Below are 24,813 nucleotides of genomic sequence, written 5' to 3' on the forward strand. Positions count from 1 at the left end.
TTACTCTTAATTCCATCTAGAAATATGTTTTTTTAATAGAGTTTTGCTTAAAGCATAATTACATGATTTTTATCATAAGATCAATATAAGTTCTAGGTTTTTGGGTTATTTAGAGATGTTTTAAATTACTGTGTTTACCTTATGGAGTTGTTTATAGTTCTTTTGTCGATGTTTTTAAAAAAATAATGGTGGTACTTTTGTCGATACTTATGGTGTGTAAACATATGAATACAGATGAAATAGGAACCAAACTCTATAATATTGGAGTTAGTTATAAAAAGGCGGATGTGGAAACACGTAGCGCTTTTAGTTTGTCTAAGCAAAAACAAATTGCTTTACTAAAAGATGCTAAGTCCAAAGGGATTGATGGTGTAATGGTGGTTTCTACTTGTAACAGAACAGAAATTACTGGATTTGCAAAACATCCTTTTGAATTGATTAGTTTGCTTTGTGAACATTCAAATGGTACAGTAGAAGAATTTGTTAAGTTTTCTAACATCTTTAAATCTACCGAAGCTATTTTACATTTGTTTAAAATAGGAACAGGGTTAGAAAGTCAAATTTTAGGAGATTATGAAATTGTAAGTCAGTTAAAACAGGCTTACCAATTGGCTCAAAAATATGGAACCATCAATACTTATTTAGAAAGATTGATGAATTCAGTTTTACAAGCAAGTAAAGAAGTAAAAAATCAAACAGAATTAAGCTCTGGAACAACGTCAGTTGCTTATGCAGCTACGCAGTATATTATAGATAACGTAGAGAATTATAACTCTAAACGTGTATTGGTATACGGTTTGGGAGAAATTGGTAAAAATGCTTGTAAAAATTTACTTGAATATACAGAGAACAATAATATTCACTTAATTAACAGAACACATGCAAAGGCAATTGAATTTGCTGAAGTTCATCAGAATATTGCCATCAACACTTATGAGAATTTAGAGGTGGAAATAGAAGATGCAGATATTTTAATAGTATCTACAGGTTCCGACATGCCAACCATTACTACTAAAAACATCAAACCAGATAAGGCTATTTTAATTTTGGATTTATCTATGCCAGAAAACGTTCATAAAGATGTAAAATCATATGAAAATGTTACTTTGGTTAATGTAGATCAGTTGTCTAAAATTACAGATAAAACTCTAGCAAAACGTACGGCTGAAATTCCAAAAGCAATGCTCATTATTAAAAAACATAAGCAAGATTTTAATGAGTGGGTAATGCATAGAAAGTTTACACCAGCAGTAAATGCATTAAAAGAATCTTTGTTAGCCATTCAACACGATGAATTGGACTTACACAAAAAACGTTTGGAAGGTTTTAATGAAGAACATGCCGAAATTATTACTTCTAGAATGATTCAAAAAATCACCACTCAGTTTGTAAAACATTTAAAAGATGAAAATACATCTGTCAATCAAAGTATTGATGTGGTGAGTAAAATATTTAATTCTTCTATATAAAAACTCTATAATGAGTAAAATCATCAGAATTGGTACAAGAAATAGTGAGTTAGCCTTATGGCAAGCACATTTGGTACAAGGCAAATTACAAGATTTAGGATATCAAACAGAAATTGTTGAATTATCATCTATTGGTGATGAAATTTTAGATATTCCCTTGCATCAAATTGGAAGTATGGGGGTTTTTACCAAAACGTTAGATGTTGCCATGTTACGTGGTCAAATAGACATTGCGGTACATTCTCTAAAAGATGTACCAACACAATTGCCAGAAACCATTGTACAAGCAGCTGTTTTAGAAAGAGCAGATGTACATGATGTAATTGTTTATAAAGGAACAGAAGAAGATTTAGTAGCAGATGGAGTTACCATTGCTACAGGTAGTTTGCGTAGAACTGCTCAGTGGTTACACAAATATCCCACTCATACTTTAACAGATTTACGTGGAAATGTAAATACTCGTTTACAAAAGTTACAAGACAATAACTGGAACGGGGCAATTTTTGCAAAAGCAGGATTAGAACGTATTAATTTGTTGCCAGAAAATCATTTGGTATTAGATTGGATGATTCCAGCACCAGCACAAGGGGCAATTATGATTACTGCTTTAGAATCTGACAAAGAAGTTTTAGAGGCCTGTGCTAAAATAAATCATGAAGAAACAGCTTTGTGTGTAGGAATAGAACGTGATTTTATGAGAACTTTAGAAGGTGGATGTACAGCACCCATTGGGGGAAATGCAGAAATTGTTGCAGATAAAGTTACTTTTAAAGGTTTGTTAAGTGCTATTGACGGTAAAGAACAAAAAGGTGTTTTTAAAATTGCTGATTTAAAAGATGCTAAAGATTTAGGAAAGCAATGTGCTCAGGAAATTTTAGCCAATGGAGGTGATGTTTTAATGAAAGAAATTAAAAAAGTAATTAAAAAATAACTCTGTCACTTCGAGTGATTTTGAGGAACGAAAAATTGTATCGAGAAGAAATGAAAATTCTATCAACAAAAGTACTAACCAATCATCAACGAGACTTATTAAAGGAGTTTGATGTGAAAGAAGTATCTATGATTGATATTTCCTTTGGAGAAAATTTTAAGGTAGAAGAAAACATTCCTTATGCTGTTTTTACCAGTGCAAATGCTGTGAGATCAGTATTTGAAAAGAATAAAAATAAAGCAGAAAGCTTTCAAAAAGTATATTGTGTTGGATTAAAAACCAAATCTTTGTTAGAAAGTTTTGGAGTGCAAGTAGAAAATGTTGCAGACAATGCTTTAGCGTTGGCAGATATTTTAGTAGCCAAAAAAATACAAGACATTCACTTTTATTGTGGAAACCTACGTAATAATGATTTGCCTAATGTAATGGCAGAAAATGGAGTGTTGGTTACAGAATATATTGTTTATAAAACAGAACTATGTAAACATACTTTTAACGAAAGTTTTGATGCTATTTTGTTTTTTAGTCCAAGTGGAGTGACTAGTTATGTAAAAGGAAAAAACAATTGTAATGTAAAAGTTATTTGTATTGGATATACCACTGCTACAGAAGCTTTAGATGCATTTGAAGAAGTATATGTTGCAGAGGAAACAAGTGTAGAATCTGTCATTCAAAAATTAAAAGAAATTACAAAAAGTAGCTAGTAGCAAGTATCAAGAGGCTAGATATAGTTTACCAGATACCAGATACCAGATACCAGATACCAGATAAAATGAATAGAACAAGACGATTAAGAAAATCCGAAGGAATTAGAAGATTGGTAAGAGAAAATAATCTTACGGTAGATGATTTAATTTATCCTTTGTTTATAGAGGAAGGAGAAAACATAGAAAAAGAAATTGTTTCTATGCCTGGTATTTTTCGTTTTTCATTAGATAGAATTTCTAAAGAATTAGATGAGGTAGTGTCTTTAAACATCCCTGCTGTTTTGTTGTTTGGTATTCCATCAGAAAAAGATGAGGAAGGAACAGAGACTTGGAATGATAATGGAATTATGCAACAAGCAGTTCGTTTTATTAAAAAGAATTATCCTAGTTTGTATGTCATCACCGACGTTTGTTTTTGTGAATATACAAGTCATGGTCATTGCGGAATTATTCATGAGAATGATGTAGATAATGATGCTACTTTAATCAATTTAGCCAAACAGACCATTTCTCATGCCAAAGCAGGAGTAGATATGGTAGCTCCTTCAGGAATGATGGATGGAACCATTGCTACCATGAGAGAAGCGTTAGATAATAGTGGTTTTCCAAACATCCCAATTATGGGATATTCCGTAAAATATGCATCTGCATTTTATGGGCCTTTTAGAGATGCTGCAGATTCTGCTCCAACATTTGGAGATAGAAGAACGTATCAAATGGATCCATCAAACAGATTAGAAGGGCATAGAGAAGCTTCTTTTGATGATGAAGAAGGAGCGGATATTTTAATGGTAAAACCTGCTTTGTCTTATTTAGATATTATTAGAGATTTAAAAGAAGATTTTGATAGACCTATTGCTTGTTATAATGTAAGTGGAGAATATGCCATGGTAAAGGCAGCAGCAGAAAAAGGTTGGATTGATGGAGAACGTGTTATGATGGAATCTTTATTGTCTATGAAAAGAGCAGGAGCAGATATTATCATCACCTATTTTGCCAAAGAAGTAGCTAAAATATTAAGAAACAAGTAGCAGGTATCAAGTATCAAGAGTTTAAAATCTAGATACCAGATACCAGATACCAGATACTAAAAAAATGAACACAAAAAACTCAGAAAAACTATATAAAAAAGGATTAGTAAATCTAGTAGGAGCTGTAAACTCTCCTGTTAGAGCCTTTTCATCAGTAGGAGGAAATCCTTTGTTTATTGACAAGGCAAAAGGAGCTTATATCAAAGATGTAGATGGAAACAAATACATTGATTTGGTATTGTCTTATGGACCTATGATTTTAGGACATAGAAATAAAAAGGTAGAAAAAGCGGTTACTAAGGCAATTAAGAAAGGAACCTCTTTTGGAGCTTCTACCAATGCTGAAATTAAATTAGCAAAAATAGTTTGCGATGCTTTTCCGGGAATGGATAAAGTCCGTTTTGTAAACTCTGGTACCGAAGCGGTATTGAGTGCTATTCGTTTGGCAAGAGCTCACACAGGAAAAGATAAAATTATTAAGTTTTCAGGTTGTTATCACGGGCATATGGATGCCATGTTGGTAGCAGCAGGTTCTGGTTTGGCAACTTTAAGTTTACCAGGTTCAAAAGGAGTGCCTGCACAATCTGTAGAAAACACGTTGATTGCTGAGTACAATAATTTAGAAACTGTAAAAGCTCATTTTGACAAGCATGATGATATTGCTGGTGTTATTTTAGAACCAGTAACAGGAAATATGGGAGTGGTACAACCAAGTGATGAGTTTATCAAAGGATTAAGAGCTTTAACCAAAGAGAAAAATGCGTTATTAATTTGTGATGAAGTGATGACAGGTTTCCGTTCTAAATTTGGAGGAGCACAAGAATTGGTTGGAGTTGAAGCAGATATTACTTGTTTAGGAAAAGTTATTGGAGGTGGTTTTCCAGTAGGAGCTTATGGAGCTCGAAACGAAATTATGGAAAATGTTGCTCCCTTAGGAGGAATGTATCAAGCAGGAACATTGTCAGGAAATCCTATTGCGATGGCAGCAGGAATTTCAACCTTAACAGAGTTAAAACATCAAAATCCATATGACAAGTTCAATACTGTTGCAGAAAAAATAGAAAAGATGTTATTGTCATCAGCTAAAAAATATGGTGTTGATTTAGTGGTGAATAGATTTGGTTCTATGATCAATCCATTTTTTACCAATAAAGAAGTAACAAACTTTACTGATGCACAAACTTCAGATACAGATAGGTTTGCAAAATTCTTTTGGGCAATGATAGAAAACGGTGTGTTTTTACCACCATCACAATTTGAAGCTTGGTTTTTATCGTCTACGATTACCATGAAAGAATTAAAGAAATTAGAAGTTTCGATAGAGAAATCGATGTTGGTAGTTGGTAATTTGTAATTGGAGAGACAGTAAGAATTATAATTATATAAGATGCATCATAATTTTAGAGAATTAGAAATTTGGAAAGAATCAAAAGATTTAAGTATTCAAATTTATAAAATAACCCAAACATTTTCTAAACAAGAAGTGTATGGAATTGTTTCTCAAATTTGTAGAGCATCTGTATCAATTCCATCAAATATAGCCGAGGGATCTGGAAGAAATAGTAATAAAGATTTTTCAAGATTTATTAATATAGCATTGGGTTCTTCTTTTGAGTTAGAGACTCAGTTAATAATAGCACTTGAATTAGAATATATAAGCAAAGAAGATTTTGAAAACTTGATAAATAATCTACAAATGATTCAAAGAAAGTTATCAGGTTTTAATAAATATTTACAAAAATAGTAGTTAGGTATTAAGAGTAAGTATTTGGATAATGATATCCAACTACCAACTACCAACTACCAACTACCAACTACATCAATATGATAAAAAACGACTTATACCTAAGAGCCTTAAAAGGCGAAACAGTAGAAAGACCTCCAGTTTGGATGATGAGACAAGCAGGGAGATATTTACCAGAGTTTCAAGAAATAAAAAAGAAGTACGATTTCTTTACTCGTTGTCAAACGCCTGAGTTGGCAGCAGAAATTACAGTACAACCAATCCGTAGATATGGAATGGATGCTGCTATTTTGTTTTCGGACATTTTGGTCATTCCACAAGCCATGAATATTGAGGTGGAAATGAAATCAGGAATTGGGCCTTGGTTGCCAAATCCTATTCGTACCATGCAAGATGTGGAGAAAGTAATTGTTCCAGATATTGATGAGACTTTAGGATATGTAATGGATGCCATTAAACTAACCAAAGAAATGTTGAATGATGACATTCCGTTAATTGGTTTTGCAGGTTCTCCATGGACTATTTTGTGTTACTGTATTCAAGGGCAAGGATCAAAGAATTTTGACATGGCTAAGGAGTTTTGTTTTACACAACCTTTGGCAGCTCATGCATTGTTACAAAAAATAACAGATACGACTATTGCTTATCTTAAAAAGAAAGTAGAGGCAGGTGTAAATGCAGTTCAAGTATTTGACTCTTGGGGAGGTATGTTGTCTCCGGTAGATTATCAAGAATTTTCTTGGAAATATATCAATCAAATTATTGAAGCTTTAAAAGATGATGCCCCAGTCATTGCTTTTGGAAAAGGATGTTGGTTTGCTTTAGAAGACATGTCTAAATCTAACGCATCTGCTTTAGGAGTAGATTGGACAATTACTCCAGAATGGGCCAGAAAATTAACGGGTGGAAACATTACTTTACAAGGTAATTTTGATCCTACACGTTTGTTTTCTCCACCCGCAGAAATAAAAAAGCAAGTAACCACTATGATTGATGCTTTTGGAAAAGACAAATACATTGTGAATTTAGGTCACGGTATTTTACCAAATATTGGTTTAGATAACGCCAAAGCATTTATTGAAGCGGTTAAAGAATATGGAAATTAGTAGTTAGTACTGGGTACAGAGTATTAAGTTTTTAATCTCTGTACTCAATACTTTGTACTTAATACTAATATCATGAAAGAACAATTTTACAACTACATACAACAATTACAAGACACCATTTGTGAAGGTTTAGAAGCGGTGGATGGTGATGCAAAGTTTGTAGAAGATTTATGGGATAGACCCGAAGGTGGTGGAGGAAGAACTCGTGTAATTTCTAATGGACAAGTGTTTGAAAAAGGAGGAGTGAATATTTCTTCGGTACATGGAGAATTACCCATGGCTTTACGCAAACAATTTGGAGTAGAAGCAGGTAATTTTTATGCTTGTGGGTTGAGTTTGGTAATTCATCCTAAAAATCCAATGGTACCTACAGTTCATGCCAATTGGCGTTATTTTGAAATGTATGACGAATTAGGAAATGTAGTAACACAATGGTTTGGTGGAGGACAAGATTTAACACCTTATTATTTGTTTGATGAAGATGCTATACATTTTCATCAAGTTTGTAAAACAGCTTGTGACAAACATAATGCTGAATTCTATCCTTTATACAAAAAGAAATGTGATGAGTATTTTTGGAATGCTCATAGAAATGAAGCACGTGGAATAGGAGGCCTGTTTTTTGATTATTTAAAACCTACAGACGAAATATCATTACATCAATGGTATGATTTTGTAACAGAAGTAGGAAATAGCTTTTTAGAAAGTTATGTACCTATTGTAGAGAAACGAAAAGGATTGACATATACCAAAGAACAAAGAGATTGGCAAGAAGTGCGTAGAGGACGTTATGTAGAATTTAATTTGGTTCATGATAGAGGAACCTTATTTGGTTTAAAAACCAATGGTAGAATAGAATCTATTTTAATGAGTTTACCACCACATGTTCAATGGCACTATTGTCACGAGCCAGAAAATGGGTCAGAAGAAGAAAAATTAGTGGAAATATTAATGAATCCTAAAGAGTGGGTATAAATGAGAATGTTAAGATTTATTTTCTTAATATTTACATTTTCTGTTTTTAGCCAGGAAAAGGATTCTTTGTATATAGAAAACTATTCTTATAAAATAAATGTCAAAACTTCTTTAGAGTTAGAAGAACAGGCATTAGAAGTTACGAATTTAAATACTTTAAATAATTATTCTCTTAGGCAGAATGAAGTAGGTAAACTAGCTTTATCATTAAATTATGATATTTTAGGAATTAAAATTGGTTTTTCTCCTGATTTTTTAAAAAATGATTTTGCTTTAAAAGGCCCTGCACAATATAGGCACTATAGAATTAGGATTTATTTTCCTAAGTTATATCAACAATTTTATTATTATCGCACCAAAGGCTTTTATGTTAAAAATACCGAAGACCATCTAGAAAATTGGGAAAAAGGAAAAGATCCTTATTTGCAAATTTCTAATTTAAATACCTTGGAAATTGGAGGAGAAACTAGATACTACTTTAGCAATAAATTTGGGTATAGAGCCATTTTTTCAAATACAGAAAGACAGTTAAAATCTAAAGGAACTTGGATGGGGTTGTTAAAATACAATTACTCCAAAATAGACAAAACATCAAAGGATTACTTTATGTTGGATGATGAAAGTTATAATATAAGCCTAATGGGAGGTTATGTATATAATTTAATCTTTGATAATAATAAATATTTGTTTGGTCAAATAACACCCAGTATTGGACTAAAGTATGTTAGAAACATGCATGATAATAGTAGTGGAGGAATAGAAAACGATCATCTTTTAATTCCTAATATTGGATTGAGAACTCGTTTAGGTTTAGGGTATAATTCAAGTAAATTTTATTACGGAGTAAGTGTTTTGATTACTTCAACATCTTATCAAGAATATTCTAATATAGACCTGGTAGACTCTAGAATATTTGCTTCTATTCATTTAGGATATAGATTTAAAGCTTTTAAAGGTCTTGAAAGATTATTCCAAAAAATTGGTTTATGACTTTAAATTTTACAATAAATAAGTATAATTATGTTGTAAATCTTATTTGTTTTGTTAATTACTTTTAACCAGTATTTCTTAAAAAAATAGTTATATTATCTTTTTTAGTATAAAATACTTAAACTCTACACTTGTAGAGTTTAAATATTTTTCTATATTTGTAGAACAACATAAATTGCTATAGATATGAAATTATCAAAAACAGAAGAAGAGTTAATGAATTATTTATGGAAGCTAGAAAAAGCTTTTATGAAAAACTTGTTGGAGTTTTATCCAGAGCCTAAACCAGCAACAACAACTGTTGCAACACTTTTAAAACGCATGACTGATAAAGGTTTTATTAGTTATAAGCTGTATGGGAAATCAAGAGAATATTATCCTTTAGTAAAAAAGGAAGATTATTTTTCCGAACATGTAAATGGGTTGATTAAGAATTTTTTTAATAATAGCGCTTCTCAATTTGCTTCTTTTTTTACTCAGGAAACTAATTTGACCAAGGAAGAGTTGGAGGATTTAAAAAAGCTTATTGATAACGAAATAAAAAATAAATAGTTATGTTTCTGTTTATTTTAAAATCAAGTGCTTGTTTGGCTAGTTTTATATTGTTCTATAGGCTTTGTTTAGAAAAAACGAGCGTACATGTTTTTAAACGATTTTATTTATTAGGTGCTTTGTTATTATCAATAGGGATTCCATTAATAACATTTACGCAATATATAGAAGTAGAAAGATCTGTTTCATTTTTATCTACGCAAAACTTTATTTTAACCGATACTATAACTAATGAACCTATAAACATAGATTATACATCCACTATTTTATGGAGTATTTATTTATTAGGTGTTGTTCTTTTTTTGTTTAGATTTTTAAAGAATTTATTTCAATTAAATCAAAAAATAAGAAAAAACGTAAAATTTAAGAATAAAGAATTTACCAATGTTTTATTAAATGATTTAGTTCATCCACATACTTTTTTGAATTACATATTTCTGAATAAAACTAATTACGAAAATAATCAACTTCCTGATGAAGTTTTATTACATGAGGAGACTCATGCTAAACAAAAGCATACCATAGATATATTATTTATTGAGTTTTTACAAATTACATTTTGGTTTAATCCTTTATTGTATGTTATAAAAAAAGATATAAAATTAAATCATGAATTCTTAGCAGATCATGCGGTTTTAAAAAGAGGAGTAAACAAATCTACTTATCAAAAAATATTATTAGCATTTGCTACTCCCAATAATTATATTAAAAATCATTCCTCTTTAGCAAATTCAATCAATTATTTATTAATCAAAAAAAGATTTACAGTTATGAAAATACAAACATCAAAAACAGTCTTTTGGTTTAGAAGTTTACTACTACTACCAATATTATGTGTTTTAATTTATGGTTTTAGTCAACACAAAGTAGTTGAAAAACCTGTTGAGATTCATGAAACAGAGGTTACCGAAGCTATGATACAAGAATATATAGAATTTATAGATAAATATGAAAAAACCAAAATAATTGATTTTTTAGTATATGAAAGAATAGTAGCTATCTATGAATTAATGTCAGATAAACAACGTAATACGGTTAAAAAATATCCTGACAATATGATACCTAGCTTGGCTAAGGTTAAGTATAAAATACCTATTGAAAATGAATTTAATCAATGGAAGAATAGCGAAAAATTTGCTATTTGGATTAATGGAAGATCAGTAAAAAATACTGAATTAGATAATTATAAAGCAACGGATTTTAAATATTACACTAGTAGTTTTGTTCATAATAATGCTAGAAGTAAAAAATATCCTCAACCATATCAAAATCACTTATACACGGAAAAAGGATTTGAAGAAACATATTTAAAATATGGTATAAATAAGTTTAGAAGATTATTTGATGAATATAAAAAACTAGATGATATAAATGATTTTGAAAAACAACTTATAAAAGTACAGTTAGAAAAGCTATACAAATCATTATCTAATCAAGATATTAAAAAATATAATATTAAGAATCCTGCTACTTTAAATGTTTTTAAGAAAAACATTAATAAAGACACTATCCCTAAAAATATAGAGAGTTATGTACAGGCAAGAACATATGTATTGAATTTTATAAAAAAACAAGATATAGATTACCCGTTAGGTTATTTAACTCTGTCAGAAACTGAGCAAAAATATTTTAACAAACTATACAGGCTAATGTCTGATGAATATATGAAATTAAGTGAAAGTGAAAGAAAAAGTGCTCCTTTACAAATAGCTCCTCCTCCTTCACCAAAAGAATATGAATTAATAGACGGAAAATTTCACAAGAAAAAGGTTGTAGGTACGTTTCCTCCTCCGCCACCACCACTTTCTCCACTGCCTAAAAATCCATCAAAAGCACTGATAGAATTAAAGAAAAAATATGATGAGCAACAAGAGATATACGGTAAGTTAATAAGTTCTCTTATAAATGAGAAAAAAGGAACTACAGAAGAACTTAGAAAAGCTAGTGTGCATGTTACAAATTTGTATAAGGAATATTCAGCGATGGCTGAAAAGGAAAAAGACAAAAGAAATAAATCAAAAGTAGAAGGGTTTCCTCCTCCGCCACCACCACTTTCTCCACTGCCTAAAAATCCATCAAAAGCATTGTTAGAATTAAAGAAAAAGTATGATCAGGAAATAGCAATATACGGAAAACTAATAGGTTCTTTTATTAGTGAGAAAAAAGGAACTACAGAAGAACTTAGAAAAGCTAGTGTGCATGTTACAAATTTGTATAAGGAATATTCAGCGATGGCTAAAAAGGAAAAAGAAAATTAAAAAAAGATTTGTGAAAAAAGCGAAGTTTTAAACTTCGCTTTTTTTATGATTTTAAGTTTTCTAACAAATGAGTATAGTCATGTTGTAAGTCTTCATGCAGTGTACTCGTTTTTTTTTCAATATTTTTAAGTTCTCTAGTAAAAATATTTAATAATTGTTGGTTTTTAGTTACAGAAGGTTTCATCCTTCTAAGTTTTTTACAAAAATAGAGTAACAACTCAATTTCTGTTTCTTTTACGTTTGAATAACGTATATATGTTTTAACTGATTTTAGAATTTTACGAACACTTTTTTTGATGTAGAAATAAGAAGTGGTATTAATTACTTTAAAGGCTTCATCCATCTCTATTTTAATATCCTGAATATATTCTTGTTCGTTGGCAGATTCAAAAAGTAAATAGGTTAAAAGTTCTTTGTTCTCTTTTTTAAATTTAGAAAATCTTAAAATTATATTGATGAGGTCAATTCTATCAATATTATTTAACTCTTTTTTAAGTTGTGTAACAGTTGCTGTATTCATAATCTAAACGAAGATAAAACAATTCTTTGTATAACTATAGTGTCTTAAAAATCATAAATATTATATTGAATTAATAATTTTGGTGTCTATTTAATGGAAAAATAGTTTTTTGTTTTTAAATATTATTGTTTTGTATAAATTAGCTAAACAAGTATTAATTATATTAATACTGTAACAACTAAACTAACTATTTTTTAAACTATTCCAGTGTGTATTTATAACTTTAGTTATAATGCACACTTTTTTAAAACACTTAAGAGTTGTTTAATTTGAACATCATCTACAGAAATTTTTTGATATTCATTAATATCTTTGTTTTTTCCCATTTGAATATCTGGATTAAAATAAGTCATCTCACTTTTTTCAAATGTTTTACATGAGGCATGGTATTCTGTAGCTTTTGTTTTGATGTAAATTTCTTCAATATTTTTATCATTAATTCCGCTTCCAGGCATGATAATAATATCTTTTTGAGCCAGTTCTACAAGGTGCTTTAAAATATTAACACCTTCATAAGCAGTGTTTTTTCTACCTGAGGTTAATATTCTGTCAATCCTTAATTCTTTAAGTTGTTGTAACGCTTTAAATACATCATTACACATATCAAAAGCTCTATGAAAAGTACATTCTAAAGGGAATACTAATTCTTGAATCTCTTTAGTTTGATAAATATTAATATCACCTGAAGCTGTTAGCATTCCAAAAACAATACCATTGGCTCCAAGTTCTTTAACTTTTAAAGCATCTTGTTTCATGATTTCAAATTCGGCATCGTTGTATAAAAAATCTCCTCCTCTGGGACGAACAATTACATTTACAGGAATATTAACATGATCTAAAACATATTTAATGGTTGCATAGGATGGGGTAGTACCTCCTTCGGTAAAATTTTCACAAAGTTCAATTCTATCAGCTCCAGCTTCTGCTGCTTTAATAGCTGAAGTTGCAGAATAACAACATATTTCCAGGGTATTCATCAATCTTTTAAGGTTTATAAGGTTTTATCACCTTTAATTTATCACCAGACAAATCTATTTCAAATAGATGAGGAACTCTATGGTATTTACCATTAATCACAGCATGGCTATGAATGGCCATTAAATTTTTTCCTTCAAAAGTCGTAAAGATCATTCCATGACCGAAATTGGGAGGCGTAATAGGATTTTTTTCTTGTATCCAAGGCCCATCTAATGTACCGCTTTCAGAATAAGCCACTCCTTGTACGTATACATCATGAATCCAGCTAGTCCAAATCATTCCTAAACGTTCAGTTCCTGTTTTAAATAAAAAACACCCGTCAGTTACCTTGTTTGGACCAATAGTACCATCTTTATTTTGTTGTTTACTCCAAGGAGAATCACTTGCTCTAAATAACAACTTTCCTTTTCCAATAGAACCACTTAAATCAGGTTTAAGTTCAATTTTTTCTATGGTACCGTTTTCGTTTTGTAACCATTCATAACAATAAACCATATAAGGTTTGTTGTCTTTATCTATCCAAAAAGTTCCATCAAGTGTGGGCATATTTGCAGGTAAGTAAGTTTTGTCTTTCATTGGAGTGTAAGGTCCTTCTGCTTTATCGCTTACCAAAATATGGCTCGCCCTACGATCTATGATGTTTTCACCAACAGTATCAATTTTAATTTTTTCATTTGTGAATGTAGCAAAGTAATAATACTTGTTTTTATATGAGTGAATTTCAGCAGCCCAAATCATCGGTTTAGGTCCCATCCATGAAGTTGGATCTGTTTTAGCAACTCTATATGGTCCTTCCCATAAAGCTAAATCTTTACTTTTCCATAAATATCCTCCAGTTCCAGTCATATAATACCTCTTGGTTTTAGGATCAGCTAAAATATAAGGATCACTAAGTCTGATCCCATTTAATGGAATATCTTTTTTGATTACTTTTTTATTTTGACCTAGACAATTTGTTGATTGAAAAAAGTAAAATAGAGAAAGGGAAATAGTTAAAAGAAATTTTATTTTCATTTTCATGTGTTGGTTTATTTCAGTTTATCATTAAAAAAATCAATAGTTCTCTTCCAAGCTAGCGTAGCTGCTTTTTCATTATAACGAGGAGTGGTGTTGTTATGAAACCCATGATTTACATCAGGATAAAAATAAGCTGTATGTTCTATGTTGTTTTCTTTTAAATTGATTTCATATGCTGGCCAACCGGCATTTACACGTTTGTCTAATCCTGCATATTGCAATAATAGAGGTGCTTTAATAAGTGCTGTTTCTTCAGCAGAAGGTTGTCCACCATAAAATGGAACAGCAGCTAAAAGTGTTGGAATTTTTACAGCCATCATATTAGAAATCCATCCACCAAAACAAAAACCGACCACGGCAATTTTTCCGTTACAGTTAGGATGTCCTTTTAGATAATCATAAGCAGCAATAAAATCTTCTAACATTTCATATCTATCACGTTTTTGTTGTAATGCTCTACCATCATCGTCATTTCCGGGATATCCACCTAAGGGACTTAGCGCATCGGGAGCAAGACTGATGAAATTTTCTAAAGCCGTTCTACGTCCCACATCTTCGATGTAAGGATTTAAACCTCTATTTTCATGAACCACAATTACACCCGGTAATTTTTGATCATGTTTTTTAGGAATAGAAAGCAATCCTTTTATAGTACCACCTCCTTTGGGTGAATGGTAAGTAATATAATCAGAATTAATATTAGGATCATTTTTGGCTACTGTAATCGTATCGGTATAGTTGGGAGAAATAAAACTAAGCAATGAGCTCATGGTAATTCCACCAACAGCATACAACGATAACTTTTCTAAAAACTGAGAACGATTGATTTTGTTATGTGCGTAAGCGTCATACAAATGAAATACTTCTTGATTGATGTCTTCTTTTTTAAGGGAACTCATAGATTTTAATTTTCCATTAAAATACCTAATAAAAAAAGGCTATCAAAATTTAATATTCTTCTTTAGACCAAAACTTTATCTAACCAAAGTAGCTCCCATTAATCCTATCACCAAATCGTTAGAATAGGTTTCTAGTGTTAATGATTTTAATTGTTTATGCTCATTTAGAGGTAAATCTAATAATTGAGCAGCCCCACCATCAATTTTATTGGTTCCATTCTTTTTTAGTACTTCATAAGAATCCATATGCCAATCTCCCGTTTTTAAATACAAACGAGGAGGTTGCGGTTTTCCTGTATTAAAAGCAAAGCCATCTTGATAATAATCTTGTTCTATAGGCCACCAATTTTCTGGACTGATGAGTTCTAATTTGTCTGAACTTCCATCGGTATAGTTAACAGTTATAATTCCATTCACCATTCTGGTTTGCATATGATGTGCAGATCCAGCCATTAACAAATAAACATGTTTGGCATTTCCTTGTAAAGGAATGTTTACAGATTCAGGGTAATTATCCCACTGAGAAGTAAATACAATATTATCCGTAGGCTCTCCTAAAATGTTAAAAGGAATTCCTTGTGGAGAAATAATTTGATTGTTTTTTCCTGCTTTGGCAATTATTCCTTCATCATTAATTTCCTCCGTTTCTTTGTAAGAACACCAATCTCCAATTCCTTGTACAGGAATACTAAGTGTTGGATAAGGAGAACGAGGAGCAAAATATTGTTCTTTAAAAATATTAACAACCCTATCGTTATAATAATTTTTTAGGTTGATGGTTTCAAAAACAGTATTGGCATTGGATTTTACATTCCAGTTTAAATAAGATTTTTGATGTTGAGTTTCTTTTGTTGTAATTGTTACTGGATTGGTTCCTGGCAATAAAAAATTGTTTGGAATTTTGATATTTTTAGAAATACCATCATTATCGATACTTATTTTCTCTTGATATTTGTTGATTTTAACAGTTCCATTAATCAATTTATGTGTATTATTTTTTAACGCTATTTGAAAATCATCATCAGTTTCTTTTTTGATGATTTCAATAGGTGAAATGATATTTAACTGAATAGGTTGCCACCATTGATATTCTCCCTGTTTTAGTTGTACAAATAAAGTCTTGTTTCCAACTGATGATTTTAACTTTAATTGAATATCATTTGTGTGTTTTTCTATGGTTGAAAAAACATCTTGAGGATTAAATAAATTTATGATTTTAGCCTTGTTAAAAGGAATTTTTATGATGTCATTTGTAGTTACGGTATAATTGTTTTTGGTTGAATTAAAGTCAGAACCTCCCCATGTGATTTGAATATCAAAAGTTGAATCAATGGGTGTTTTGATGATAATTTGTGGTTGGCCTACGGCATTTTCTTTATTTTTCCATTCAACCTTTTTTCCGTTTACATTTACGTTCTCAATTTTTTCTGTTTTAACATTTAACACCAATTCTAAATAAATATCGGTGTTAAAGTTTGTGGTGATGTTGTAGACATCAGTATTTTTATTTTGTTTGTAATCAATATTGATGTCTTGGGTTTTCATGGCTGCAAATTTCCAATCTAAAGGCCAACCTGGAGAAATTTCTATTTTTTTATTGATGATATCTGGTTTTACCCCAAACAAACCTTCTACAAAAGCTCTAGAAGCCACACCAACAGGATCAGCAAAATCACGATACAATTCCCCTCTAAAAGCATCAAAATGTGATAGCTGCCCAAAATTTCCCGGAGAACTTCCCATGTACATATAATCGTACATGGTTCCTTTCATCAACTTAAAAGCTTCATTATTTCTTCCCGATTTCCAATAGGCTAGGGCAGTGTGTAAAACTTCGGCCATGGCTACATTGTTAATAGACCAAGTGTAGGGCATCCAATTACTGGTTGATAAAGTGTACAGATTTTCTTGTGTTTTATCATTGGTGTAAACAGGAATATGTGGAATGTTGTCATCTACATATTTTGTTGCTTGATATGCTTGAAAAGGATTGCTAATTTCTTCATCAATAGCGTGATAAATGGTCCACAAAGCAGGAGTAGGGTGGACTAATTTTTTTCCTAATAAATCTTGATATTCGGCATAAGTTCCCTTGTTTTCTAGCCACAAACGTTTGTTAATGGCTTTTAAAATTTTATCAGCTTCCTCTTGATAAGGAGTAGGATTTACATCAATAAGTTTTGCCAGTTCTGCCGCTTGTTTGTTAGCACTATAATTGTAAGCAGATGCATGAGTAACCGCTCCTCCACTATATTGTAAAGCATCACTAGCCCAAATAGCTGCATAAGCATTGTAAAGCCCATCATTATCAGGATCAAAATTTCTTTTTTCCCATTCTAAATGTCTTTCTATTACTGGCCAACTTTCTTTTAAAAACTCCGTATCACCTGTCCATTTAAAATGCCATAACAACTGGTTGATAAACACCAAATTCATGTCGTAATGATGAGGTTTACTTTGTTTGTTTGGATTTCTACTAATGTATCCAGAAGTAAAAATAGAAGTACCTTTTTCTTCTTTATTTCTGGCTAAATGTGTTTTCGGATCAGCCACTACAGGTCCACTTTTAGGATCGGTATATTGTGCCGCAAAATAACCTCTAAAATGTGTTTTGGCTCTGTCGTGATTTCCTAACCAATCGGCAGCATAAGCACCTCTCCAACCTGGTAATGGCATTCTCCAAGCTACGGCTCCATGCATAAAATAAGATTCAGTATCCCAAACAGCATCGGCAGCAGTTGCCAATTGAGCTCCAGCAGCATTTAAATATTCATCGGGAGTGTTCATCCAGAATCTATCCGCAATTTTTTTACGAATTTTATCAGTTTTGTCAAACAAACTTGGCATTGATTTATGCGTTACAGGGTTTCCTGTATCAGGATTGTAGAGCATAAAATAACTTTCTTTTGAATGACTAAACTCAAGACTACCCATGACAACTGGAGCATCAGATTTTTTTGATTTTAGTAATTCATTAGGCGTTTCTAAATGATGAGCATCTCCAATTTTTAAAGAACTATTTGTAGGAACAATTCCTGCAATTCTTTTTTTTGTGATGAGTTTATTATTGTTGATTTCATCATTGTTAGGTTTAGCATTTTTAGGAAGTTCCCTGCCTTTGCTGTAGTATAAATGAAAAGTTCCATCATTTAAATAGATATCATTTTCAACACAGTTTTCTGCTTTTAAATAAAAGTTTGATTCTGGATCTGCTCCTAAATCACCTTCTCTAGAAAATCTTTTTCCAGTAGCTCCACCAAAAGTCCAAACTAACTTTACATCCTCAGGAATATTATGAGAATTTACTTTTAAAATCATTCCATCAGCCTCTTGTAAGGCTAATAATTCTAAATCTAAGATTCCATCTTTTAAAATAGGATCTGTAATGCTGTATTTTATAGCCCCAGCACCATAGGTCATTTTTATGTTTTCAGTATCAATTAGCCAAATGGAAGTATCATTATTTGCTAATCCTAACTTTAGCGTTCCACCATAACGAGTCATGTACAATCCAAATTCAGGCAAATCACCTGCTTCTACACGAAAGCCTGTATTGGTTCCGTATAGAGCGCGGTTGAATCTTTTTTCTCCATTATGAATCACAAATTCATTCCCCTCAGGATGATAACGAAGTTCACGAGTTTGATTACGCCAAGTTTTCTGTTTTTCTATGGGAGCCTTTTCTGAGTTACAAGAAATAAAAATAGTTGCTGCTAAGAGAAAGAAAATATGTTTTTTCATAAATGGAAATTAATATATTGATTGGAGTTGATAGAAAGTTAAGAATTAAAAAACAGGTTCTAAGTTTTCCCATTTTACCTTCCATTTTCCATTTTTAGGAAAACCAGGGTTTTCTACAGAACATCCATCCCAACCAGCACACATCATGGCAACAGTTTGTAACAAACCTCCATTTCCAGGCAAATAAATTCGCAAACGATCATCTTGATAATTATGACCATTTTTTAAATAGGTGTTTTTTTGAACATCTTTTAATAACAAATCTAAAGCTAGTGCTGGTTTTCCCAAACGAACAGCAGACATAGAAGACATAGGATAATCCCATCCCCAAGTGTTAGGCCAATCCCATTTTTTGGCAATTACTTCTAAAGTAGATTCCATGATTTTTGGATCAATTTTATCCCAATGAGGTAAAATTCCATAAGCTCCTAAAACCATTGGATGATCTCTCATCAATTCAATATCGTTATAAGATTCCGTAGCTCCTTGAATCCCTAAATACAATCCATCAGCTTGATCTGGAGTGGCAAGATTCATTCTAACTTTTTCCCATTTTTCATTTTTAGGTTTCTCTAATCTTTTTAACCAATTCTGAGCAGTAGTTAATCCCCAATACCAATAAGCCAACTCAAAAGGAGGATTATAAGTTGTAGTTCTTTCCCAATGTTCTTGAGCAGGAATTAAAGGTGGAGCAAGATCAAATTGTTTTTTTTCGTCATTCCAAATTGGGAAATCAGCCATAAAGTTTGCAGTTTCTACAATTAATGCTTCATATTTTTTTAAAGTTTCAGGTGATTTGTTTTGACGGTACATTTGCTCTGCCAACCAAATAATATGAGGTTGTTGCCAAATTAAATAAGACCCTACAGAAGAGGGACTGTTTTCTCCATCAGGACCAATCATTTTTGGCCACCTAACTCCTTCGTATCCTTGGTCTAAAGCCGTTTGTTTGGCTTTTTCCATCATGTCAAAATAATAATCTAATTGTTGTTCTATTAATGCTCCACGTTGCCATTGTGCAAAATGTGCCACATGCCACCAATGCATTTCTAAGTGAAATTTACCAAACCAACTGTTAAATGTTAAACCTGTTTCTGCCGGAGGTAAATCTCCTGTGCTTTGAATTTTAGTTAAGTATTGAGATAAAATCACTCTTCTTTCTAATTCTTTAGCTCTCTCATCTGTACAAGCTCCAAAATCTACAAATCCACCTTTAGACCAATAACTGTGATAAGCTGTTTTACTATTTTCTTCGGTGCTTTTAAAAGTTGGAACATTGTTCGTAATTTCATCAGGAGAAAACTGACAAGAAAACTGAATTTGATCTTCGTTTTTGTTTGATAATTTAAATTGATGTTTGTCTGTTTGAGTTATTTCTGAGTTTCCTTGCCAATCAATTTCTACAAAGTAATCATCGTTGTCAAGTTGTCTTTTTAGAGTGATGTTATTATTGTTTTGATTTATAATATCACTCTTATGAGTATCAACATTTTGCATATCAATTCCGCTACCTGTATGCGCAATTTTTGGTGCTGGAAAATTCCATTCTACAGAAAGTTGTCCTTTTTTAATTAAAGGTGACTTAACATTTACAGCCACCAAATCATTTTCTTGATGCGAGTAAACTTCTACATGAACAGGTTGGTTATCAAAAGTAAAATCTGAAGTAATTTTTCCTGTCCATAAATCTAATTCGTGTGTTGGATTTTTGATGTCAGAAAGTTTCGCCTTTGTTCCATCTTTAAAATGCAAATCAAAACCAATCAATCCTAAATGAATTTTGTGGGCATTTTCTCTAAAATAATCACAAGCTTCTTTAGCTCTTTCATTGTCTTTTATTTGATGGCGATAAGGAACTTTTCTTCCTTCAACCTCAAAGTATTTAAGGGTTTCTTCCCAAGTATAATTTTCTGTATTGGGTAAAGTATGCCATCCCCAGTTAGACATGGTTCCTAAAGAAACACCATTGTCATATTCTGCCCAAAAGGTTTGTAATCCTGTAATATCAGTAGTAAAAGTAAAATTTCCATTTCCAACAGAAAGTGATGCTAAAGTATCTACTTCTTTAATCACAACATTGTTTCGGGTAACAACTTCTTTTCTGTTGATTAGCGTGTCTTCTTTTTTAGAATTAGTACAAGCAATAATTCCTAAAAATAAGAGACTAAGGATTCCTTTTTTCATAGTTTGATTTTTTTGGTATTAAATAACAATCGATTTTTATGATTTTTAAAAATAAAAGGATGCTGGTTGTTTTCCATCCTGTACCGTTAGGTAATTTTTATATGATTATGATGTTTATAGTTTTAAAATTATGAATCATATATTTATATTGTAGATTCTTTGTTAAAACAACGATCAAAAGTAAGTTTTAAAGGATTTTAGAAAGAGTAAAATAGTCTTGAAAATACATGAAAATTGTGCAGTTAATGTCAAATATAAAATGATAAAACATAAAAAAAAAGGGACTATTAAAGTCCCTTTTTTAGATGAAAAGTATTGTTTAATGTTCAATTTTTATTGATAACCATTTTTCAAGGGTAGAAATAAACTCTTCTTTTTCAGAAGTATTCATTCCTTTAATTCTTGCATTACCATGATGTTTGTTTTTTAAAATAAACCATTTAGAGTTTACCTTATTACTAAGAGGAACAGCACTAGCAGTCCAAGTATCATTTCCTCCATAAATATAAATAATATAATCTCCTTTCTTCTTTAACCATTTGTTTGTTTTTTCTAATATTTCTCCATTAAAAGGTTCTTCCATTTTAAAAGTAAAAAATAAAGCCATTGGATTTTTATCCGTTGGTAAGTCAACCAATAAATCTTTAAATTTACTAGTTTCATAACCATAATATCCCATTTCGGTTGCTGCTTGGTAATAGTGAGAATTGTATTTTTCTATAGATTGATCGCTAAAAAAAGTTAGATCACAAACTTCGATAAAGTATTTGGTGATTTCTTCTATAGATGCTTTTTTTGTTGGAATTTCATCACAACTAGCACCCCATTGCCAAAAAGAAAAAGGATATTCCATAACCGCATATTCAAAAGCTTCTCCAATAGTTAAATAAGAATATTTAGCTCCAGCTCCCATGCTGTAGAATTTTAAAAGGGGTAATATTTTGTCACGATTTTTTAAGATTTGAATCTGAAAGTCTTTAATTTTTTGACGACATTCATCAGTACCAACAGTATTTAAAAATTCATAAATTCTAGGTTCTTCAAAAGTATTATTTATTGGAGCCACATAAGGCACGCTAACATCAACATCATTAGGATAAAAATATCGATAGAAGATAGTAGTTGCTCCACCTTTACTAATTCCCGTACTGATCCATTTTTTAGGATAAATATCTTTAAAAATTTCCTTTATATGATGTAAATCTGCAGTCGCTTGTTCTATATTTAAGTATTTGTAGTTTAGGCTATCTGGCATACTTTCTCCAAAAAATCTATGTTCAACTAAAATTTGATTGGCTTTTAATAAATCAGTTAACTCATAAATCCCATTGTTATTAACTTGATAACCAGCAGTCACGATTACAGTTGGTTGCTCAAAACTTTTATGTGACAGATATACTTTTTGAGTAAAGAAACCTTTACTAGGATCATTATGATCAATAGGTTGTTTTACTTTTAAAACATAATTAGAATTGTAATTTTTAGTATTTGAAATTTGTTGGTAGGTTACTTCTGGTAATAAGTTTAAATCATCCTTAATTTGATTTTTTTGTGCCTGACCATATATAGAAACAATTAATAATAAATATAAAACAATGTTTTTTTTCATGAGGTTTAAATATGCTAAAAGTTAAAATGTTAATGTTACAATAAAACTAGTTTAGTTATTTTAATTAAAAAAGTAAAACATTACTATTATTGTTGATAGTAATTTTAAATTCTATGTATATTTTTTAATCCACTAAAAAAATGATGCCTATTTTTACCCCTCTAATAATGAATAAATATGAAAGTTTCAATAGAATTAACTTTATTACCCTTACATAACAATTTTGAAGAACACATTATCAATTTTATCAAAAGATTAAGAGCCTCAGAATTTACAGTGTTAGAAAACCCAATGAGTACTCAGGTCTATGGAGATTATGATAAAGTGATGCCGTTCTTAACAGAAGAGATAAAAAAATCATTTGAAGATCAAGAAAATGTAGTGGTAAATTTAAAAATGGTAAAGTCTGATAGAAGTAATTATGAACCACATTTTTAAATTTTTTTTTAGTGCCTACGAACATACTCCTGTTGTAGACATTGTTTTAGAAGCCATTGCCTTTGTGTTTGGAATAGCCAGTGTGGTGTATTCTAAAAAAGAGAACATATTGGTGTATCCTGTGGGTTTGGTAGCTACAGTTATTACTGCTTATTTGCTTTATAAAGCTCAGTATTTTGGAGATATGATGATGAATTTTTACTATTCTGTCATGAGTATTTATGGATGGTGGAACTGGTCTAGAAAGAAAGATAACAAAAAAGTAATTCCCATTTCTAGAACTACTTTTTTAGAAAAAATAATAGGAGTTTTACTAGTAATCATAACTATGGTTATTACCTATGAAGTGTATGAATATTTTGGATATCAAATTAAACCAGAGAATTATATAGATATTTTTACTTCTGGAATTTTCTTTACTGGAATGTGGTATATGGCCAAGAAAAAAATAGAAAATTGGACCTTGTGGATTTTTGCTGATTTAATTACAGTTCCTCTTTATGCTTACAGAGGTTTAGGAATGTTATCCTTACAATATCTTATTTTTACAATACTAGCCGTACAAGGTTATTTAGCATGGAAAAAAAGCTTAGACAAGACCCCAGTAATTTAATTAAAGTTGTGCTGTTTGGACCAGAATCAACTGGTAAAACGACCCTTTCTCGTCAGTTGGCGGAATATTATAAAACAGTTTGGGTACCCGAATTTTCTAGAAATTATTTACAAGAAAAATGGGATAAAGAGCATAAAGTTTGCGAAATAAAAGATATAGTTCCTATTGCTATTGGTCAAATGAAATTAGAAAATACTTTGGCTAAAACAGCAAATAAAATTTTGATTTGTGATACAGATTTACTTGAAACCAAGGTATATTCAGAAGCCTATTATAATGGTTTTGTAGATGAATATGTTAAAAATGCAGCTATAGAGAATCAGTATGATTTGTATTTATTAACTTATATTGATGTTCCTTGGGAGGCTGATGATTTAAGAGATAGACCGGAACAAGCTGAAGAAATGTTTTTGGCTTTTGAAAATACTTTAAAAAAATATCAAAAACCTTATGTTGTAATGAAAGGTGATAAGGAAACACGATTAAAAAATGCAATACAAGTAATAGATAGGTTGTTAAAAAAGTAAAGGATATGAACAAAGAAGAAATTGTAAAAGAGCTAAATTTTAAAGCTATCAGAAGTTCTGGGGCAGGAGGACAGCATGTAAACAAGGTTTCTTCTAAAGTTGAATTGACTTTTGATTTACAAAACTCTTATGCACTTTCAGACAGAGAAAAAGAATTATTGATAGAAAAATTATCCTCTAAGCTAACCAAAGAAAATCAGCTTGTATTGTTTTGTGATGAAAGTAGGTCTCAGCATAAAAATAAAGACCTTATTATTAAAAAGTTTTTGGAACTATTAACTCAAAATTTAATTCGTCCTAAAAAGAGAAGACCTACAAAACCTAGTAAATCTGCTATTCAAAAAAGAAAAGAGGGTAAACAGCGTAATGCTGAAAAGAAAAACTTAAGAAAAAAGCCAAATCACGATTAAATAATAATTCACTTTTAGGTTTTTAGTTCATAAAATACAGCGTATTTTTGCAGCGTTCTCATAAAGGGGTGCTAATTATAGTTTATTTGTTTTAGCGTGTTGAATTTAGGTTGT

Annotated in this window: 22 protein-coding genes; 15 read left to right on the forward strand and 7 right to left on the reverse strand. The window is 30.9% G+C overall.

Annotated elements, in window-relative coordinates:
• The first annotated feature begins 224 nt into the window (after nucleotides 1–224).
• The 11 genes from hemA to QVZ41_RS10085 all read left to right on the forward strand — a co-directional run bounded on the left by hemA (nucleotide 225) and on the right by QVZ41_RS10085 (nucleotide 11,763).
• Entirely contained in the window at nucleotides 225–1,469 is a 1,245-nt protein-coding gene (hemA, locus tag QVZ41_RS10035) for a glutamyl-tRNA reductase (protein WP_302884440.1), read from the forward strand.
• Between the two features lie 10 nt (nucleotides 1,470–1,479).
• Entirely contained in the window at nucleotides 1,480–2,400 is a 921-nt protein-coding gene (gene hemC, locus QVZ41_RS10040; RefSeq protein ID WP_302884441.1) for a hydroxymethylbilane synthase, read from the forward strand.
• Between the two features lie 50 nt (nucleotides 2,401–2,450).
• On the forward strand, nucleotides 2,451–3,104 hold the full coding sequence (locus tag QVZ41_RS10045; protein ID WP_302884442.1) for a uroporphyrinogen-III synthase: 654 nt from the start codon (nucleotides 2,451–2,453) through the stop codon (nucleotides 3,102–3,104).
• 68 nt (nucleotides 3,105–3,172) lie between these two features.
• Nucleotides 3,173–4,138 (forward strand): porphobilinogen synthase, encoded by a 966-nt coding sequence (gene hemB / locus QVZ41_RS10050; protein ID WP_302884443.1) that lies wholly within the window; start codon nucleotides 3,173–3,175, stop codon nucleotides 4,136–4,138.
• 64 nt (nucleotides 4,139–4,202) lie between these two features.
• Nucleotides 4,203–5,492, forward strand: a complete 1,290-nt coding sequence (hemL, locus tag QVZ41_RS10055) for a glutamate-1-semialdehyde 2,1-aminomutase (protein WP_302884444.1) — start codon at nucleotides 4,203–4,205, stop codon at nucleotides 5,490–5,492.
• Nucleotides 5,493–5,525: 33 nt separating this feature from the next.
• A complete protein-coding gene (locus QVZ41_RS10060; protein WP_302884445.1) occupies nucleotides 5,526–5,882 on the forward strand; it encodes a four helix bundle protein in 357 nt (118 codons plus the stop codon).
• 80 nt (nucleotides 5,883–5,962) lie between these two features.
• The gene (hemE, locus tag QVZ41_RS10065) at nucleotides 5,963–6,988 is read left to right on the forward strand and encodes a uroporphyrinogen decarboxylase (RefSeq protein ID WP_302884446.1); all 1,026 of its coding nucleotides are present in this window, start codon (nucleotides 5,963–5,965) and stop codon (nucleotides 6,986–6,988) included.
• A gap of 72 nt (nucleotides 6,989–7,060) precedes the next feature.
• The gene (hemF, locus tag QVZ41_RS10070) at nucleotides 7,061–7,963 is read left to right on the forward strand and encodes an oxygen-dependent coproporphyrinogen oxidase (RefSeq protein WP_302884447.1); all 903 of its coding nucleotides are present in this window, start codon (nucleotides 7,061–7,063) and stop codon (nucleotides 7,961–7,963) included.
• A complete protein-coding gene (locus QVZ41_RS10075) occupies nucleotides 7,964–8,953 on the forward strand; it encodes a DUF4421 family protein (RefSeq protein ID WP_302884448.1) in 990 nt (329 codons plus the stop codon).
• A 186-nt stretch (nucleotides 8,954–9,139) separates the two neighbouring features.
• Nucleotides 9,140–9,505: a BlaI/MecI/CopY family transcriptional regulator gene (locus QVZ41_RS10080; protein WP_302884449.1), complete on the forward strand. Its 366-nt coding sequence runs from the start codon at nucleotides 9,140–9,142 to the stop codon at nucleotides 9,503–9,505.
• Nucleotides 9,506–9,507: 2 nt separating this feature from the next.
• Nucleotides 9,508–11,763, forward strand: coding sequence for a M56 family metallopeptidase (locus QVZ41_RS10085; RefSeq protein WP_302884450.1), 2,256 nt, complete (start codon nucleotides 9,508–9,510; stop codon nucleotides 11,761–11,763).
• 43 nt (nucleotides 11,764–11,806) lie between these two features.
• Here the strand turns inward: QVZ41_RS10085 and QVZ41_RS10090 are convergent, their stop codons facing one another.
• From QVZ41_RS10090 to QVZ41_RS10120, 7 genes are all read right to left on the reverse strand, one after another.
• Nucleotides 11,807–12,283 carry a hypothetical protein gene (locus QVZ41_RS10090; protein ID WP_302884451.1) on the reverse strand — a complete coding sequence of 159 codons (477 nt, stop codon included), beginning with the start codon at nucleotides 12,281–12,283 and terminating at the stop codon, nucleotides 11,807–11,809.
• A gap of 227 nt (nucleotides 12,284–12,510) precedes the next feature.
• Entirely contained in the window at nucleotides 12,511–13,260 is a 750-nt protein-coding gene (locus QVZ41_RS10095) for a copper homeostasis protein CutC (RefSeq protein ID WP_302884452.1), read from the reverse strand.
• Nucleotides 13,261–13,267: 7 nt separating this feature from the next.
• Nucleotides 13,268–14,281, reverse strand: a complete 1,014-nt coding sequence (locus QVZ41_RS10100) for a glycoside hydrolase family 43 protein (RefSeq protein ID WP_302884453.1) — start codon at nucleotides 14,279–14,281, stop codon at nucleotides 13,268–13,270.
• An 8-nt stretch (nucleotides 14,282–14,289) separates the two neighbouring features.
• Nucleotides 14,290–15,177 carry a dienelactone hydrolase family protein gene (locus QVZ41_RS10105; protein ID WP_302884454.1) on the reverse strand — a complete coding sequence of 296 codons (888 nt, stop codon included), beginning with the start codon at nucleotides 15,175–15,177 and terminating at the stop codon, nucleotides 14,290–14,292.
• Between the two features lie 75 nt (nucleotides 15,178–15,252).
• Nucleotides 15,253–18,918: a DUF4450 domain-containing protein gene (locus QVZ41_RS10110; protein ID WP_302884455.1), complete on the reverse strand. Its 3,666-nt coding sequence runs from the start codon at nucleotides 18,916–18,918 to the stop codon at nucleotides 15,253–15,255.
• Between the two features lie 45 nt (nucleotides 18,919–18,963).
• A complete protein-coding gene (locus QVZ41_RS10115; protein WP_302884456.1) occupies nucleotides 18,964–21,102 on the reverse strand; it encodes a hypothetical protein in 2,139 nt (712 codons plus the stop codon).
• A gap of 319 nt (nucleotides 21,103–21,421) precedes the next feature.
• Nucleotides 21,422–22,711 (reverse strand): S28 family serine protease, encoded by a 1,290-nt coding sequence (locus QVZ41_RS10120; protein WP_302884457.1) that lies wholly within the window; start codon nucleotides 22,709–22,711, stop codon nucleotides 21,422–21,424.
• A gap of 177 nt (nucleotides 22,712–22,888) precedes the next feature.
• On the opposite strand from QVZ41_RS10120, the gene QVZ41_RS10125 reads away from it, so the two are divergent.
• Genes QVZ41_RS10125 through arfB form a run of 4 tightly spaced genes read left to right on the forward strand, consistent with a single transcriptional unit; the run spans nucleotide 22,889 to nucleotide 24,699 of the window.
• Entirely contained in the window at nucleotides 22,889–23,149 is a 261-nt protein-coding gene (locus QVZ41_RS10125; protein WP_302884458.1) for a thiamine-binding protein, read from the forward strand.
• Nucleotides 23,133–23,762, forward strand: coding sequence for a nicotinamide riboside transporter PnuC (gene pnuC / locus QVZ41_RS10130; protein WP_302884459.1), 630 nt, complete (start codon nucleotides 23,133–23,135; stop codon nucleotides 23,760–23,762). The genes QVZ41_RS10125 and pnuC overlap by 17 nt, the downstream gene beginning before the upstream one ends.
• The gene (locus tag QVZ41_RS10135) at nucleotides 23,726–24,289 is read left to right on the forward strand and encodes an AAA family ATPase (protein ID WP_302884460.1); all 564 of its coding nucleotides are present in this window, start codon (nucleotides 23,726–23,728) and stop codon (nucleotides 24,287–24,289) included. Before pnuC ends, QVZ41_RS10135 begins: the two co-directional genes overlap by 37 nt.
• Before the next feature lie 5 nt (nucleotides 24,290–24,294).
• Nucleotides 24,295–24,699, forward strand: coding sequence for an alternative ribosome rescue aminoacyl-tRNA hydrolase ArfB (gene arfB / locus QVZ41_RS10140; RefSeq protein ID WP_302884461.1), 405 nt, complete (start codon nucleotides 24,295–24,297; stop codon nucleotides 24,697–24,699).
• Nucleotides 24,700–24,813: the final 114 nt, after the last annotated feature.

Source organism: Wenyingzhuangia gilva (genome assembly GCF_030519655.1).
GTDB lineage: Bacteria > Bacteroidota > Bacteroidia > Flavobacteriales > Flavobacteriaceae > Wenyingzhuangia > Wenyingzhuangia gilva.

Coding starts and splice junctions, on each gene's coding strand:
- QVZ41_RS10045 (WP_302884442.1), top strand. CDS start 2,451: ATGAAAATTCTATCAACAAAAGTACTAACCAATCATCAACGAGACTTA.
- QVZ41_RS10135 (WP_302884460.1), top strand. CDS start 23,726: ATGGAAAAAAAGCTTAGACAAGACCCCAGTAATTTAATTAAAGTTGTG.
- QVZ41_RS10115 (WP_302884456.1), bottom strand. CDS start 21,102: ATGAAAAAAGGAATCCTTAGTCTCTTATTTTTAGGAATTATTGCTTGT.
- QVZ41_RS10095 (WP_302884452.1), bottom strand. CDS start 13,260: ATGAATACCCTGGAAATATGTTGTTATTCTGCAACTTCAGCTATTAAA.
- QVZ41_RS10110 (WP_302884455.1), bottom strand. CDS start 18,918: ATGAAAAAACATATTTTCTTTCTCTTAGCAGCAACTATTTTTATTTCT.
- hemA (WP_302884440.1), top strand. CDS start 225: ATGAATACAGATGAAATAGGAACCAAACTCTATAATATTGGAGTTAGT.
- hemL (WP_302884444.1), top strand. CDS start 4,203: ATGAACACAAAAAACTCAGAAAAACTATATAAAAAAGGATTAGTAAAT.
- hemE (WP_302884446.1), top strand. CDS start 5,963: ATGATAAAAAACGACTTATACCTAAGAGCCTTAAAAGGCGAAACAGTA.
- QVZ41_RS10090 (WP_302884451.1), bottom strand. CDS start 12,283: ATGAATACAGCAACTGTTACACAACTTAAAAAAGAGTTAAATAATATT.
- hemF (WP_302884447.1), top strand. CDS start 7,061: ATGAAAGAACAATTTTACAACTACATACAACAATTACAAGACACCATT.
- QVZ41_RS10060 (WP_302884445.1), top strand. CDS start 5,526: ATGCATCATAATTTTAGAGAATTAGAAATTTGGAAAGAATCAAAAGAT.
- QVZ41_RS10075 (WP_302884448.1), top strand. CDS start 7,964: ATGAGAATGTTAAGATTTATTTTCTTAATATTTACATTTTCTGTTTTT.
- pnuC (WP_302884459.1), top strand. CDS start 23,133: ATGAACCACATTTTTAAATTTTTTTTTAGTGCCTACGAACATACTCCT.
- hemC (WP_302884441.1), top strand. CDS start 1,480: ATGAGTAAAATCATCAGAATTGGTACAAGAAATAGTGAGTTAGCCTTA.
- QVZ41_RS10080 (WP_302884449.1), top strand. CDS start 9,140: ATGAAATTATCAAAAACAGAAGAAGAGTTAATGAATTATTTATGGAAG.
- hemB (WP_302884443.1), top strand. CDS start 3,173: ATGAATAGAACAAGACGATTAAGAAAATCCGAAGGAATTAGAAGATTG.
- QVZ41_RS10100 (WP_302884453.1), bottom strand. CDS start 14,281: ATGAAAATGAAAATAAAATTTCTTTTAACTATTTCCCTTTCTCTATTT.
- QVZ41_RS10120 (WP_302884457.1), bottom strand. CDS start 22,711: ATGAAAAAAAACATTGTTTTATATTTATTATTAATTGTTTCTATATAT.
- QVZ41_RS10105 (WP_302884454.1), bottom strand. CDS start 15,177: ATGAGTTCCCTTAAAAAAGAAGACATCAATCAAGAAGTATTTCATTTG.
- arfB (WP_302884461.1), top strand. CDS start 24,295: ATGAACAAAGAAGAAATTGTAAAAGAGCTAAATTTTAAAGCTATCAGA.
- QVZ41_RS10085 (WP_302884450.1), top strand. CDS start 9,508: ATGTTTCTGTTTATTTTAAAATCAAGTGCTTGTTTGGCTAGTTTTATA.
- QVZ41_RS10125 (WP_302884458.1), top strand. CDS start 22,889: ATGAAAGTTTCAATAGAATTAACTTTATTACCCTTACATAACAATTTT.